At 72.4% G+C, this 14,734-nt stretch carries 9 protein-coding genes, 1 tRNA gene and 1 pseudogene; 9 read left to right on the top strand and 2 right to left on the bottom strand.

From position 1 onward, the window contains the following. Positions 1-239: 239 nt before the first annotated feature. Both G7Z13_RS08725 and G7Z13_RS08720 read left to right on the top strand, forming a co-directional pair. Positions 240-1,199 (top strand): annotated as a pseudogene (locus tag G7Z13_RS08725) (aminotransferase class V-fold PLP-dependent enzyme); the annotation flags it as partial. Further along, positions 1,177-2,607: a SidA/IucD/PvdA family monooxygenase gene (locus G7Z13_RS08720; protein ID WP_165997534.1), complete on the top strand. Its 1,431-nt coding sequence runs from the start codon at positions 1,177-1,179 to the stop codon at positions 2,605-2,607. The pseudogene G7Z13_RS08725 and the gene G7Z13_RS08720, both read left to right, overlap by 23 nt. Positions 2,608-2,613: 6 nt before the next feature. Here G7Z13_RS08720 and G7Z13_RS08715 read toward each other — a convergent pair whose 3' ends face one another. Further along, positions 2,614-4,428: a 5'-nucleotidase C-terminal domain-containing protein gene (locus G7Z13_RS08715; RefSeq protein ID WP_165997532.1), complete on the bottom strand. Its 1,815-nt coding sequence runs from the start codon at positions 4,426-4,428 to the stop codon at positions 2,614-2,616. Positions 4,429-4,617: 189 nt separating this feature from the next. On the opposite strand from G7Z13_RS08715, the gene G7Z13_RS08710 reads away from it, so the two are divergent. Further along, positions 4,618-5,343, top strand: coding sequence for an SIMPL domain-containing protein (locus G7Z13_RS08710; RefSeq protein WP_165997530.1), 726 nt, complete (start codon positions 4,618-4,620; stop codon positions 5,341-5,343). A 236-nt stretch (positions 5,344-5,579) separates the two neighbouring features. Further along, complete coding sequence (gene pyk, locus G7Z13_RS08705) at positions 5,580-7,016, top strand: pyruvate kinase (RefSeq protein WP_165997529.1); 1,437 nt, start codon at positions 5,580-5,582, stop codon at positions 7,014-7,016. A 309-nt stretch (positions 7,017-7,325) separates the two neighbouring features. On the opposite strand, the gene G7Z13_RS08700 is transcribed toward pyk, so the two are convergent. Beyond that, positions 7,326-7,408: transfer RNA gene (locus G7Z13_RS08700), tRNA-Leu, on the bottom strand. Between the two features lie 93 nt (positions 7,409-7,501). Here G7Z13_RS08700 and G7Z13_RS08695 point away from each other — a divergent pair. From G7Z13_RS08695 to G7Z13_RS33580, 5 genes are all read left to right on the top strand, one after another. Further along, the gene (locus G7Z13_RS08695) at positions 7,502-8,155 is read left to right on the top strand and encodes a response regulator (protein WP_165997527.1); all 654 of its coding nucleotides are present in this window, start codon (positions 7,502-7,504) and stop codon (positions 8,153-8,155) included. A gap of 364 nt (positions 8,156-8,519) precedes the next feature. Further along, positions 8,520-8,936 carry a hypothetical protein gene (locus G7Z13_RS08690; protein ID WP_165997526.1) on the top strand — a complete coding sequence of 139 codons (417 nt, stop codon included), beginning with the start codon at positions 8,520-8,522 and terminating at the stop codon, positions 8,934-8,936. Beyond that, positions 8,933-9,586 (top strand): hypothetical protein, encoded by a 654-nt coding sequence (locus G7Z13_RS08685; protein WP_165997525.1) that lies wholly within the window; start codon positions 8,933-8,935, stop codon positions 9,584-9,586. Before G7Z13_RS08690 ends, G7Z13_RS08685 begins: the two co-directional genes overlap by 4 nt. Before the next feature lie 2 nt (positions 9,587-9,588). Continuing rightward, positions 9,589-14,310, top strand: coding sequence for a putative T7SS-secreted protein (locus tag G7Z13_RS08680; RefSeq protein ID WP_165997523.1), 4,722 nt, complete (start codon positions 9,589-9,591; stop codon positions 14,308-14,310). A 32-nt stretch (positions 14,311-14,342) separates the two neighbouring features. Then, positions 14,343-14,678 (top strand): hypothetical protein, encoded by a 336-nt coding sequence (locus tag G7Z13_RS33580; protein ID WP_165997522.1) that lies wholly within the window; start codon positions 14,343-14,345, stop codon positions 14,676-14,678. Positions 14,679-14,734 lie beyond the last annotated feature (56 nt).

Here is a 14,734-nt window from a genome sequence, read left to right as displayed (position 1 = left end):
ACCGCGGGTCGGCCGCCGGGCTCGACCCGGACCGCACCCCGGTCGCCGGGGTTCACCCGGACCACGGGCGGGCCGCCGGGCTCCACCCGAACCGCACCCCGGCCGCCGGGCTCCACCCGAACCGCACCCCGGCCGCCGAGAGGCACCTCGACCGCACCCCGGCCGCCGAGAGGCACCTCGACCGCACCCCGGCCGCCGAGAGGCATCCCGACCGCACCCCGGCCGCCGAAAGCCGGCCCGACTGTCTGATCACCACCGGCGGCACCGAGTCCAACCACCTGGCGCTGCTGCTGGCCCGCGAGGTGCACGGCGCGGCGGTGCGGCCGGTGTTCGGGGCCAATGCCCACCACTCGCTCGCCCGGGCCGCCTGGCTGCTGGGCCTGCCCCGGCCCGTCGTCGTGCCCACGCCCGCCGGCGTCCTCGACCCGGCCGCCCTCGACGACGCGCTGACCGGCCTGGACGGCCCCCTCCTCGTCGCCGCGACCGCGGGCACCACCGACGCCGGGCTCGTCGACCCGCTGCCCGAGATCGCCGCCCGCTGCCGCGCCCACGGCGCCCGGCTGCACGTCGACGCCGCCTACGGGGGCGGGCTGCTGTTCAGCGACCGCCGCCGCGACCGGCTCACCGGACTCGACGCCGCCGACACCGTCACCCTCGACCTGCACAAACTCGGCTGGCAGCCGGTCGCCGCCGGACTGCTCGCGGTGCGCGACGCCCGCGACCTCGCCGCCCTGCACCAGCGCGCCGACTACCTCAACGCCGCCGACGACACCGAGGCCGGTCTGCCCGACCTGCTCGGCCGCTCCCTGCGCACCACCCGCCGCGCCGACGCCCTGAAGATCGCCGTCACCCTCAAGACCCTCGGCCGCAAGCAGCTCGGCGCCCTCGTCGACCACGTCTGCGACCTCGCCGCGACGTTCGCCGGCCTCGTCGCCGCGCACCCCGCGTTCGAGCTGTTCGACCGTCCCGTGCTCAGCACCGTGCTGTTCCGGCCCGCCGGGGCCGCCGACGACGCCGTGGCCGCCGTACGCCGCACCCTCCTCGCCGACGGCCGCGCCGTCCTCGGCCGGGCCCGCCCCGACGGCCGGCTCTGGCTGAAGGCCACCCTCCTCAACCCGCACACCCGGCCCGACGACCTGGCCTCGCTCCTGCAACTGGTGGAAGGACACACCCCCGATGACCCCGGCCCCCGCCCCTGACGACTCCCGCACCGAGCGCACCGCGGCACCCCGCGACCTGGTCGGCGTCGGCATCGGACCGCTGAACCTCTCCCTCGCCGCCCTCGCCCACCCGCTCACCGAAGTCGACGCCGTCTTCTACGAGCAGCGCCCCGCCTTCGACTGGCACCCCGGCCTGCTCATCGAGGACGCCACCCTCCAGGTGCCCTTCCTCGCCGACCTGGTGACCCTCGCCGACCCCGCCAGCCCCTGGACCTTCCTCAACTACCTCAAGTCCCGCGAGCGCCTCTTCCCCTTCTACTTCGCCGAGCGCTTCCACATCCGGCGCGCCGAGTACGACGCCTACTGCCGCTGGGTCTGCGAGAACCTCCCCGGACTGCGCTTCGCCCACCAGGTCGACGCCGTCCGCTGGAACCCCGAACGGGACGTCTTCGAGGTCGACCACACCCAGCTCGACGCCGACGGGGAAGCGGAGGCCCTCGGCCGCACGTACACCCGCAACGTCGTCCTCGGCATCGGCAGCGAACCCCACGTCCCCGACCCGCTGCGGCCCCTGGTCGACCTCCCCGGCGTGCCGGTCGTGCACGCCGCCGACTACCTGCACCACCGCGAGACCTTCCTCGCCGCCGGACACGTCACGGTCATCGGCGCCGGCCAGTCCGGCGCCGAGATCTTCCTCGACCTGCTCAAGGCCCGCCCGGCCGGCCGCGAGCGGCTGCACTGGCTCGGCCGCACCGAGGCGTTCGCACCCATGGAGTACTCCAAGCTCGGCCTGGAGCACTTCACCCCCGACTACACCCGCTACTTCCACGCCCTCGCCGAGCCCGTCCGCGACGCGCTCGTCTCCGCCCAGTGGCAGCTCCACAAGGGCATCGACGCCGCCACCCTCGCCGCCATCCACGACGAGCTGTACCGCCGCACCCTGCACGGCGGCTGGCCGGACGCGGTCCTCACCCCGGGCGTCCGCGTCCGCACCGCCGGCCGGATCGCCGCCACCAAGGTCGAACTGCACCTGGAACACGTCCAGCAGGGCACCCGCACCCGGCTCACCACCGACGCGGTCGTCCTCGCCACCGGCTACCGCGAGCGCCCGCTCGACCGGATCCTCGCCGGCCTCGACCCGTACCTGCGCCGCGACAGCCGCGGCCGCCCCCGCGTGGACGACGACTTCCGCCTCGTCCTGGACCCGTCCGTCACCGGCGCGGTCTACGTGCAGAACGCCGGACTGCACTCGCACGGCGTCGGCACCCCGGACCTCGGCCTGGCCGCCTGGCGCGGCGCGACCATCCTCAACGCGCTGACCGGCAAGGAGCCCTACCCCCTGCCGGACCGGACCGCGTTCACCACCTTCGGCCTGGAACAGCCACAGCCCCGGATCCCGGCCGGGCGGTGCCCGAAAGCGCTGACGCCCCTCGCGGACGGGATCTGAGACGCGTCACGGCGCCGGGAACACCGGCGTGCCGTTCCGCGTCAGCCGCCAGGTCGCCGACGCGAAGTCCTTCGGGTCCAGCACGCCCTTCGCCGTCACCCACTCGGCGATCCGGGTGCGGATCTCCGTCGACTCCGACCACAGCTCCGGCGCCGAGGCGACGTGCGGGAACGCGCCGCCGCCGTTGGCGCGGTAGTTGTTCACCGCGAACACGAACCGCTGCGCGTCGTCCAGCGGGGCACCGCCGTAGGTGAGGTTCCTGATGCGGGAACCGGCCGGCTGGGCGATGTCGATGTCGTACGACAGACCCGAGACGTAGTCGTAGTTGTAGTCCGGGCGGCCGCCGGCGTTGGTCAGCTTGTCCACGTCGACCGGCGCGCCGGCCGCCGTCTGTGTGAAGTACTCCGCCGAGTACTCCAGGTACGCCCGCAGCTGCGCGCCCGTCATCAGCTTCGCGACCAGCGTGTTGTCGTACACGTACAGGCTGGACAGGTCCCGGATCGTCACCTCGCCCGCCGGGATCTCACTGGTGCGGGAGAACGGCGAGGCCTGCGCCAGCACCGGCAGCGCGGCGTGCTCGGTGCCCGCGAGGGCCGCCTTCACCACGTCCTCCTGCACCGTGGTGATCAGGTCGATGACCGGGGCGTCCTTGTAGCGGGCGTCGGCCGTCGTCAGGGTCTCGGTCGCGGTCCCGACGACCTGGTTGACGTACGCCACCACCTTCGCGTGCTCGTCGTCGAGCAGCTTGGCGATGTACGGGTGGTCCTCGACCGTGTTCGAGTTGCGCAGCGACGCCTTGACCGACTCGACCTCCCAGCGGCCCTTGCGGAAGACCAGCTCGAAGTCGAACAGGGTCAGCCGCTCGGCGTAGCACAGCGGCTCCGAGAGGACGACCGTCTTCCCGGTCCGCTCGTTCGTGACCAGCAGCTCCTCGATCTCCACGTGCGCGTGGCCGACCAGGATCGCGTCGATGCCCGGCACCTGCCTCGCCACGTCGGCGGCGGCGTTCTCCACGTACGGCAGCTGGTCGCCGTAGGACGACGTGCCGGAGGAGCCGCTGTGCGCCGAGACGACGACCACGTCCGCGCCCATGGAGCGCAGCTTCGGCACCCACTTGGCGGCCTGTTCCTCCAGACCGGGGAAGGCCAGCCTGCCCTGGACGTACGCCTTGTCCCAGATCGCGATGCCCGGGTTGGTCAGACCGAGCACGGCCACCTTGACCGGCGGCAGGCCCGGCACCCTGAACGTCTTCATGAGGTACGGCGGGAAGGCGGGCCGCAGCGTCTTCGCGTCCACCGCGTTCGCGCCGAGCAGCGGGAAGTCGCACTGCTCCTCGAACCTGCGCAGGGTCTCGATGCCGTAGTTGAACTCGTGGTTGCCGAGCGCCACCGCGTCGTACCCGATGGCGTTCATCGCCTGCGCCATCGGGTGCACCGGGCCGCCCTCGGCGGTGATCGGGTCGACCTTGGCGTAGTAGTACGTCAGCGGGGTGCCCTGGATGGTGTCACCGGCGTCCAGCAGCAGGGTGTTGCGGCGGCCCTTCTCCGCACGGACCTGCTCCACCAGCGTGGCGATCCGCGCCAGGCCCTTGGCGTTGCCCTTGGCGTCGGAGTACTCAGCGTCCTTGAAGTAGTCCCAGTTGAAGATGTTGCCGTGCAGGTCGGTGGTGCCCATCACGGTGAAGGAGTAGCGCTTGGCCGGCTTCCCGCCCCGCGCCGCCGGGGCGGCCTGCGCGGTCGGCGCGGCCACCGCGCCGGCGACGGCCGCGCCCGCTCCGGTCACGGCGGACTTCTTCAGGAACTTCCGGCGGTTCAGCGGCATGTCGTGCTCTCCTCGGTCCACGGTCGATGACGGCGCCGAAGACGGCGCCGATGACGCGCGTAGACGGACGCGCGTAGATTCTGACCCGTTCATGACCGACGGCAACAGGTCCGCCAGGTTGCGATCCGGTGACCTCTCCCATGCACCCTTCGGGGTCGGGTCCCGGCCGGGGATGGCACAGTGGGGCGCATGACCACCGCCGACACAGCCGACGTCCAGCCCGCCGTCCCCTACGGGACCCCCGACGCCCCGCGGATCGCCGTCCGCGGCGAGGCCCGTCTGGAGGTCGACCCGGAGATCGCCCGCATCGGCGTCACCGTCAGCGCCCGCGGCCGCGACCGGCGCGCCGCCCTGGAGGACCTGACCCGCCGCAACGCGGCCGTCCTGGAACTGGTGAAGTCCTACGGCGACGCGGTGGAACGGCTGGAGACGGGCGCCTTCTCCCTCACCCCGGAACTCACCAAGCACGGCAAGGGCGAGCGCATCCGCACCTACCACGGCGGGGTCCGCGTCACCGCCGAGCTGACCGACTTCACCGCGCTCGGCGAACTGACCACCCGCCTCGCCGACGTGGACCTGACCCGGGTCGACGGCCCCTGGTGGTCCCTGCGCCGCGACTCGCCCACCTACCGCGAGGCCCGGCAGGAGGCGGTCCGGCAGGCGGTGCGACGGGCCCGCGAGTACGCCGAGGCGCTGGGCACCACACTGGCCGCGCTGGTCGAGCTCGCCGACATCGGCGCGGAGGCACCGGCGGCCCCGGCCTACCCGGCGGCTTTCGGGCGGGCGCGGACGGGCGGCGCGGCCTTCGGGTCGGCGGAGCCCGGGGCGGCCCCGGCACTCGACCTGGAGCCGCAGCGTCAGCACGTGTACGCCGCGGTCAACGCCCGCTTCACGATGGCGCCGCCCCGTCTGTAGGAATACCGCCTCGGGCGGGCACACGACCGAATGCCGAAAGGACGGTCGAGCGTCATCCGGGGGAAATGCCGGGAAAACTGCGGGGAAATGGCGCCACCGGGAAAAGAGTTGTGGAATTGCTCATCGGAGCGCCCCGCCGCACAAGGCGACGCTTGTCAACACCGCTTCATGCGCGGGTGGTTGAGTCGTCACGCCCGGCCAATTTCCTACCGGCGGGTAAGGCCTAGGCTCGAATCATGCGCCGAGCGAAGATCGTTTGCACCCTTGGACCCGCCACCGACTCGTACGACCAGATCAAGGCACTGGTCGACGCGGGAATGGACGTCGCCCGCTTCAACCTCAGCCACGGCGGCCACGCCGAACACGAGGAGCGTTACCGGCGGGTGCGCAAGGCCGCCGACGAGACCGGACGCAGCGTCGGGGTCCTCGCCGACCTCCAGGGCCCGAAGATCCGGCTCGGCCGTTTCGCCGAGGGGCCGGTGCTCCTCGAACGCGGCGACACCTTCACCATCACCGTCGAGGACGGTGTCGACGGCGACCGGCAGTCCTGCGGGACGACGTACAAGGGACTCGCCGGCGACGTCACGCCCGGTGAGCGCATCCTCGTCGACGACGGCAAGGTCACCCTGGAGGTCACCGAGGTCGACGGGCCCCGCGTGCGCACCAGGGTCGTCGAGGGCGGCATGGTCTCCGACCACAAGGGGCTGAACCTCCCCGGCGTCGCGGTCTCGGTGCCCGCCCTCTCCGAGAAGGACGAGGCGGACCTGCGCTGGGCCCTGCGCACCGGCTTCGACGTCATCGCGCTGTCGTTCGTGCGCAGCGGCCGGGACGTGGAGGACGTGCACCGGATCATGGACGAGGAGGGCCGCCGCCTCCCGGTGATCGCCAAGGTCGAGAAGCCGCAGGCGGTCGAGAACATCGAGGACATCGTCGCCGCCTTCGACGGCATCATGGTCGCCCGCGGCGACCTGGGCGTCGAGATGCCGCTGGAGCAGGTGCCGATCGTCCAGAAGCGCGCGATCAAACTGGCCAGGCGCAACGCCAAGCCGGTGATCGTGGCGACCCAGATGCTCGACTCGATGATCGAGAACTCCCGTCCGACCAGGGCCGAGGCGAGCGATGTCGCCAACGCGGTGATCGACGGCACGGACGCGGTGATGCTGTCCGGCGAGACCAGCGTCGGCAAGTACCCGGTGGAGACGGTCCGGACGATGGCGAGGATCGTGGCGGCGGCCGAGGAGGACATCCTCGCCAAGGGCCTGCCGCCGCTGACCGAACGCAGCAAGCCCCGCACCCAGGGCGGAGCCGTGGCCCGCGCGGCGGCCGAGATGGGCGACTTCCTGGGCGCGAAGTTCCTGGTCGCGTTCACCCAGTCCGGCGACACCGCCCGCCGGCTGTCCCGCTACCGCTCCCCGATCCCGCTGCTCGCCTTCACCCCCGACCCGGCCACGCGCTCGCAGCTCAGCCTGACCTGGGGCGTGGAGACCTTCCTCGGACCGTTCGTCGACTCCACCGACGCCATGGTGGCCCAGGTCGACGAACTCCTCACCGAATACGGCCGCTGCCAGAAGGGCGACACGGTCGTCATCACGGCCGGCTCCCCGCCCGGGGTCTCCGGAACGACCAACCTCGTGCACGTCCACCACATCGGCGAGGACCGCGGCGGGCGGTGACCGGCGAGTTCAGTGCTCGCGCCGACGTGGGCGTCAAGAAGGGCGACTGAGGCCTTCCGGGCGACCGAGATGTTGTGGGGGCCGCCACCGCGGGCCGGCACCGTCCACTCGACGCCCGCCTGTCGAGCGTGTCCGTGAAACAGCTTCCGGATGGCGTCGGACTTGGCGCCGCGTAGGAGCGTGAGGGCTTTCTGTCGGACGTCAGTTCCATGGAAGCTCGTACGAGCCACTGTGCGTCACTCGCAGTGACGACGCGCAGCAAAAAGCGGAGGATCACGCGAACGCGATCCTCCGCTTCCTGTCCGAAGGTGCCCGGTGTGGGATTCGAACCCACATGCCCAAGGGCACGGCATTTTGAGTGCCGCGAGTCTGACCAGTTCCTCCAACCGGGCAAGCCGAAGACGGTGAGAAGTGTACCGGTTCTCCGCGTGTCCGTGCTGCTAGGTACCCTGCTGGGAGCAGTCCCCCTGCAACAAGGAGCCCCCGTGACCGCCGAGTCGCCCCAGCCCGCAGACGCGCCCGACGACGACAAGTCGCACGTGCCTCCGCTGACGACCCGAGTCGTCATCGCCGAGGACGAGGCCCTGATCCGGCTCGACCTCAAAGAGATGCTGGAGGAAGAGGGCTACACGGTCGTCGGCGAGGCCGGCGACGGCGAGCAGGCCGTCGAGCTGGCCCGTGAGCACCGGCCGGACCTGGTGATCCTCGATGTGAAGATGCCCAAGCTCGACGGCATCTCCGCCGCCGAGAAGATCACCGAGGAGTCCATCGCCCCCGTGCTGATGCTCACCGCCTTCTCCCAGCGCGACCTGGTCGAGCGGGCCCGCGACGCCGGTGCGATGGCGTACCTGGTGAAGCCGTTCAGCAAGAGCGACGTCGTCCCGGCCATCGAGATGGCCGTCTCGCGGTACACGCAGCTCAAGGAGCTGGAGAAGGAGGTCGCCGACCTCACCCAGCGGCTGGAGACCCGCAAGCTGGTCGACCGCGCCAAGTCCATCCTCCAGACGGAGTACGGCCTGACCGAGCCCGCCGCGTTCCGCTGGATCCAGAAGACCTCCATGGACCGCCGCATGTCCATGCAGCAGGTCGCCGAGGCCGTCATCCAGGACGCCGAGGAGAAGAAGGCCGCCAAGGGCTGAGCCCGGCTCGTCTTTCCCGCGCCTCCTTCATCCGGCGCGCTCGCCTTCCGAGCGCGTTCACCTTCCGGACCCGCCGGCCTTCCGGGCCTGCTCGGCTTCCGGGATCGCCGGCCTTCCGGGCCCGCTCGGCTTCCCGGCCCGCTCGGCCCGTTTGGCCCGCTCGGCCCGTCCGGTCCTCCAGCCCGCTGCCGGACCGGGTGGGCCTCGCTGTTCCGTGGCACCGGGGCGCCCGCGCCCCGGACGTCCGGGGCCACCCCTCACCCTCGTCCACATCCTCACCACCCCCGCACGAGAACCGGCTGACCGCCCCGTACGTCCTGTCCTAGGGTTTCGTCAGCAACGAGGACAGCGAGGGGGAGAAGCCGTGGAACAGTCGCGGACGGCGCTCGCCGAGCGGGTGGCCGAGCGTCGGGCGGGGACAGGGGATCCGCGGGCGCTCGTGGGGGAGATGCGCAGGTCGGTCCTGCTGGTCCCGCTGGCCGACGGCGGTCTGTGGACCGCGCACTCCGGCGGCGTGCGCTGGATCTGCGCCTTCACCGACGAGGCGGCGCTGGCCCGCTTCGCCGAGCTCCGGGCACCCGGTGGGCAGCCCATGGAGTACGCCTCGCTGCTGGGCGCCCGCATCGTCGACGAGATCGTGCCGGGGATGGGCGAACCCGCCGGCCTGGCCGTGAACATCGCCGACGAGGACGGGTCGATGTTCTTCCCGCCGGTCACCGGCATCGTGCCGGACGGCGCGGCCGTCGACACCGGCCGGACCGGTCAGGAGCGCGGCGTATGACCGGCGGCGCAGGGGATGTTCAGTTCGGCAACGACGCCGTCACCAGGTTCACCCGGGGACTGGGCAGCACCATCGACCAGCTCGGCGAGGTCGGCGACGCGACCGGCTCGGTCATGGGCAAGGGGTTCTCCGAACTCGCCATGACCGGCATGGAGGCCGGACACCACGGCCTGTCCACCGACTTCGAGGACTTCTGCGAGCGCTGGGAGTGGGGCGTGCGCGCCCTCGTCCACGACGCGAGCGAGATCGCCAACCGTCTCGGCCTCGCCGCGGGCACGCAGTGGGAGCACGACCAGTACGTCGAAGGAGCGCTGAAGGTGGGCGTGAACTCCGTGATGGGCGGCAACCCGCACGCCTCCGAGGAGGAGATCACCCGGCAGGACTGGGGCGACGTCTTCACTCCCGACGCCCTGAACCCGGACTGGAGCGCCGAGTCCTTCGACCGGGCCGGCCAGGACATCTCGCAGACGTGGAAGGACACCGGCCGGGCCGTGCTCACCGAAGGGGAGGGCGGCCGGCGGTCGGAGCTGCTCAGGGACGCGGCGGGCATCTCCGACGACCAGTGGAACCAGGCGCTCGACAACACCTTCGGGCCGTCACCGGAGGAACGCGCGCGGCAGGCCCAGCAGGGTGACAACGGGGGGAACTGAGCGTGGGTATCGGGGGATTCATCAGCGACATCACGCCCGACTCCGTCGAGAACGCGGTCGAGGACGGCGTCGAGTGGGTCGGCAACCGGGTCGAGGACGCCGGCAACTGGACGGCGGACCGGCTGGACGACGTCGGCTGGGAGTCGGGCGCCGACTGGGTGCGCGAGCAGTCCCGCTCGGTCGCCAACCGGATGGGCGCCGAGGTCGACGAGATGGACCTCGGGCAGACCGAGGACAAGACCAAGCTCGTCTACGGCAGCGCCGCCAAGCTGCGCTCCACCGCCGAGCGCCTGCGCGGCTTCCAGAAGGCGTTCGACAGCGTCGGCGACGGCCTCAAGGGCCTCGACTCGTCCCAGCTCAAGGGTGTCGCGGCCGAGACGCTGCGCACCGTCGTCGGTGACCAGCCGCCCAAGTGGTTCAACGGCGCCGACGCCTGTGAGGAGGCCGCCGCCGCCCTGGAGGCGTTCGCCGGAACGGTCGAGTGGGCGCAGGGGCAGGCACAGGCGGCGATCGACAAGTGGAAGGAGGGCGTGAAGGCCTCCGAGGAGGCGGCCGACGCCCACCGCAAGAAGGTCGACGACTACAACAAGGCGGTCGAACGCTACAACGCCCAGCCCGCCGACCAGCGTGACCCGTCCACCCTCCCGCCGCGCCCCGCCTCGACGTTCGAGGACCCGGGCAAGAAGCTGATGCAGGAGGCGCAGGACATCCTCGCCGAGGCGCGCAAGCAGCGCAACACCGCGGCCGAGGCCGCCCGCTCCAAGGTCCGCGCCGCCCGGGACCGGGCGCCCGAGAAGCCGTCGTACACCGAGCAGTTGGGCGACGGCTTGCAGGAGCTGCAGATCATCGGCGACCACGTCGGCGGCGGCATCGTCAAGGGCACCGCCGGCCTGGTGAACTTCGTCCGCAGCGTCAACCCGCTGGACCCGTACAACCTCACGCACCCCGCCGAGTACGCCACCTCCCTCAACAGCCTGGCCTCCGGGCTGGTGCTGGCCGCCAACGACCCCTGGGGCACCGGGCGGCAGATGGTCAGCGACTTCATGAAGGACCCGTACGAGGGCTTCGGCCGGCTGCTGCCCGACGTCGCGCTGACCGTGGCCACCGGTGGCGGCGGCGCCGCGGTCAAGGGCGTCCGCATCGCCGAGGACGCCGCCGACGCCGCCCGCGCGCGCACCCTGATCGACGACGCGCCGGACGGCACCCACAACCGCCCCGACGGCGACCGCACCACCGACGGCACCGACCCGGTCGACCTCGCCTCCGGCCGGATGTTCCTGCCCCAGACCGACGTCGAACTGCCCGGCATCCTGCCGCTGACGTTCACGCGGCGCACCGAGTCCGGCAGCACGGCCGGCCGGTTCCTCGGGCCCTCCTGGACGTCCACCGTCGACGAGCGGCTGGAGATCGACCCGGTCGGCGTCGTCCACGTCACCGCCGACGGCCTCCTCATCCCGTATCCGCACCCCGTCCCCGGCGCCCCCACCCGCCCCGAGTCGGGCACCGGGCGCACGCTGCTGACCCGCGACGCGGACGGCGACTACACCATCACCGACCTGGACACCGGCCTGGTCCGCCACTTCACGGCCCCGCCCGGCACCGAGCCCGGCCAGGACGGCGACGCCTGGCTGGCCGGCGTCACCGACCGGGGCGGCCACACCGTCACCGTCGACCGCACCGAGACCGGACTGCCCCTCGCCCTCGTCCACTCGTCCGGCCGCCAGGTGAACGTCACCACCACAGACGGCCGGATCACCGCGCTGTCCCTGGCCGGTGCCGGACCGGACGGCACCGACCTGCCCCTGATGGCGTACGGCTACCAGGACGGCAACCTCACGACCGTCACCAAGCCGTCCGGCGCCACCACGACGTTCGTCTACGACGAGCGCCGCCGCGTCACCGCGTGGATCGACTCGAACGGCAGCCGGTACGACTACGCCTACGACGAGCGCGACCGCGTCATCGCCGAGGGCGGCGAGGCGGGCCACGTCCAGATCACGCTCTCCTACACCGAGCCCGACCCCCGGACCGGCCACCGCACCACCACCCTGACCACCGCCGACGGCGCCGTCACCCGCCATCTGATCGGCCGCGGCTGCCGCGTCCTGGCGACCACGGACCCGCTCGGCCACACCACGCGGTTCAGCTACGACGCGCGCGGCACCATGCTCACCCGCACCGACCCGCTGGGCCACACCACGACGTTCGGCTACGACGAGGACGGCCGGCTCGTCTCCGTCACCCACCCGGACGGCGGCGAGGTCCGCGCCGAGCGCGGCGGTCCGCTCGGCCTGCCCACCGAACTGCGCGGCCCGGACGGCGCCCGCTGGCTCCAGGAGTTCGACGAGCGGGGCAACCGCGTCGCCCTCACCGACCCCGCCGGCCACACCGTCCGCTGGACCTACGACGACGCCGGACGCCCGACCTCGGTCACCGACGCCCTCGGCGCCGTCACGACCGTGCGCTGCGACGCCGCCGGCCTCCCCGTGGAGGTGACCGACCCGGCCGGCGGCACCACCCGCCTGGAGCGCGACGCGCTGGGCCGCCTGGTGCGCCTCACCGACCCGGTGGGCGGTGTCACCCGGCTCACCTGGACCGCGGACGGCCGGCTCGCCCGGCGGGAGGCCCCCGGCGGCGTCACGGAGTCGTGGACGTACGACGGCGAGGGCAACTGCCTCACCCACACCGACGCGGCCGGCGGCGTGTCCCGGTTCGAGTACACCCACTTCGACCTGCTCGCCGCCCGCGTCCGCCCCGACGGCGCGCGCTACGAGTTCGAGCACGACGCGGGCCTGCGGCTCACCCGGGTCACCGACCCGCGCGGCCTGACCTGGACCTACGAGTACGACGCGGCCGGCCGGCCGGTCGCCGAGACCGACTTCGACGGCCGTACCGTCCGCTACCGCCTCGACGCCGCCGGCCGGCTCGTGGCGCGCGTCGACCACCTGGGCAACACCCTGTCGTACGCCCACGACGAGCGCGGCCGGGTGATCCGCAAGGAGGCAGGCGGGCGGGTCACCACCTACCTGCACGACCGGGCCGGACGCCTGCTCCAGGCATCCGGTCCCGACAGCGAGCTGATCCGCCGCTACGACCGGCTGGGCCGGCTCAAGACCGAACTCGTCGACGGCCGGGCCGTCGAACACGCCTATGACGCCGTCGGCCGCCGCGTCCGCCGCACCACCCCGACCGGCCTCGTCACGACCTACGCCTACGACGCCGCGGGCCGGCCCACCCGAGTGGTCACCGGCGGCCGTGAGGTCACCTTCAGCCACGACGCGGCGGGCCGGGAACTGGAGCGCGTCTTCGGCGACGGCCTCTTGCTCACCTCCGCCTGGGACGAGGCCGGACGGCTGGCCGAGCAGCACCTCACGGCCGGCTCCCGCGACCTGAACACCCGCTCCTACGGCTACCGCGCCGACGGACACCTCACCGAGATCGCCGACGGGCTCTCCGGCGTCCGCACCTTCACGCTCGATCCCGTCGGCCGGGTCACCGCCGTCCACGCCCGGGGCTGGACCGAGCGGTACGCCTACGACGCGTCCGGCAACCAGACCGAGGCCGCCTGGCCCTCCTCCCACCCCGGCCACGAGGCCGCCGGACCCCGCGCCTACACCGGCACCGCCCTCAGCCGGGCCGGCCAGGTCCGCTTCGAGTACGACGGGCTCGGCCGGGTCGTACTGCGGCAAAAGACCCGGCTGTCCCGCAAACCCGACACCTGGCGCTACGAGTGGGACGCCGAGGACCGCCTCACCGGCGTGACCACCCCCGACGGCACCCGCTGGCGCTACCGCTACGACCCGCTGGGCCGCCGCACGGTCAAACAGCGCCTGGCCGACGACGGCGAGACCGTCGTCGAGGAGGTGCGCTTCACCTGGGACGGCACCACGCTGTGCGAGCAGACCACCATCGGCGCCGACGTGCCGAACCCGGTGGTGCTGACCTGGGACCACCGCGGCCTCGCGCCCCTCGCCCAGACGGAACGCATCCTGTCCGCGGACGCCCGGCAGGAGGAGATCGACCGGCGCTTCTTCGCCATCGCCACCGATCTGATCGGCGCCCCCACCGAACTCGTCGACGAGTCCGGCGACATCGCCTGGCGGACCCGCGCGACCCTCTGGGGCACCACCGCGTGGACCCGGTCCAGCACCGCGTACACCCCCCTGCGCTTCCCCGGCCAGTACTACGACGCCGAGACCGGCCTCCACTACAACCTGCACCGGCACTACGACCCGGAGACCGGTCGCTACACCACGCCCGACCCGCTGGGCCTGGGACCGGCGCCGAACCCGGTCGGCTATGTGCACAACCCGCACACCGTCTGCGACCCGCTCGGCCTGTCGCCGTACCCGAACGACGGTGACGGACCCAGGATCGGCGAGTACTCGTCCCAGGGCGAGGGCAAGGACCTCAAGCGGTCGGCCATGGTCGGCGACGACCAGTGGCACTTCAACACCGGCCACGGCTACGACCGCGAGCACACCGGCCCCGGCGGCGTGAAGAACGATCTGCGCACGACGAACCTCAACCCCGACCAGATCGAACAGGCGATCGTCTCCGATGTGTACAAGTACATCGAGAACGGCGGGACCGTGCCCACGCCGGGACCCGGATTCACCGGGCCGCTCGAGCGGTCGGTCCATATCGACGGGCACGATGTGGGGTACCGCGTCATCCACCGGCCCGACGGGGCCTACCAGCTGTCCACCTACTGGCTCAACTGACCAGTGTGCGAGAAGGAATCCGAGAAGAGCACATGTCCGATCTGATCCCCGTGGCCCGGCGCCTCGGCCAGACCCTCGACGAGGCCGGTGCCGAGAGCCGGCAGGTCCGGGACGCCGTCAGGGACTTCGTCGAGACGGTCACGTTCGCGACCGCCGACGAGATCCGCGCGATGCTGAGGGAGGTCCTCACCGAGGACTGGATGGCCCTGCCGCCGTGGGCCCGCAACCTCGCCTACCGGCTGGCCTGCCTCCAGCGCCCGGACGACCCCGAACTGCTCCGCGAGGCCGCCGCCGACCTGCTGTGCTTCGGCCCGGACTGGGACGAGCAGGCCGAGCAGCTCAAGCGGCGGGCCGCCGAGCTGGAGTAGCGCACGGCAGAAAAAGGGACCGCCGCCTCCCCGAGGGGAAGCGGCGGTCCTTCGTG

It is taken from the genome of Streptomyces sp. JB150 (assembly GCF_011193355.1).
Lineage (GTDB): Bacteria > Actinomycetota > Actinomycetes > Streptomycetales > Streptomycetaceae > Streptomyces.
The sequence above is the reverse complement of the archived record's forward strand: the minus strand, read 5'-3'. Positions and strand labels throughout refer to the sequence as shown.

What these genes read in the sequence shown, in the direction of transcription:
- G7Z13_RS08720 (WP_165997534.1), top strand. Translation starts at nt 1,177, where the DNA reads ATGACCCCGGCCCCCGCCCCTGACGACTCCCGCACCGAGCGCACCGCG.
- G7Z13_RS08715 (WP_165997532.1), bottom strand. Translation starts at nt 4,428, where the DNA reads ATGCCGCTGAACCGCCGGAAGTTCCTGAAGAAGTCCGCCGTGACCGGA.
- G7Z13_RS08710 (WP_165997530.1), top strand. Translation starts at nt 4,618, where the DNA reads ATGACCACCGCCGACACAGCCGACGTCCAGCCCGCCGTCCCCTACGGG.
- pyk (WP_165997529.1), top strand. Translation starts at nt 5,580, where the DNA reads ATGCGCCGAGCGAAGATCGTTTGCACCCTTGGACCCGCCACCGACTCG.
- G7Z13_RS08685 (WP_165997525.1), top strand. Translation starts at nt 8,933, where the DNA reads ATGACCGGCGGCGCAGGGGATGTTCAGTTCGGCAACGACGCCGTCACC.
- G7Z13_RS33580 (WP_165997522.1), top strand. Translation starts at nt 14,343, where the DNA reads ATGTCCGATCTGATCCCCGTGGCCCGGCGCCTCGGCCAGACCCTCGAC.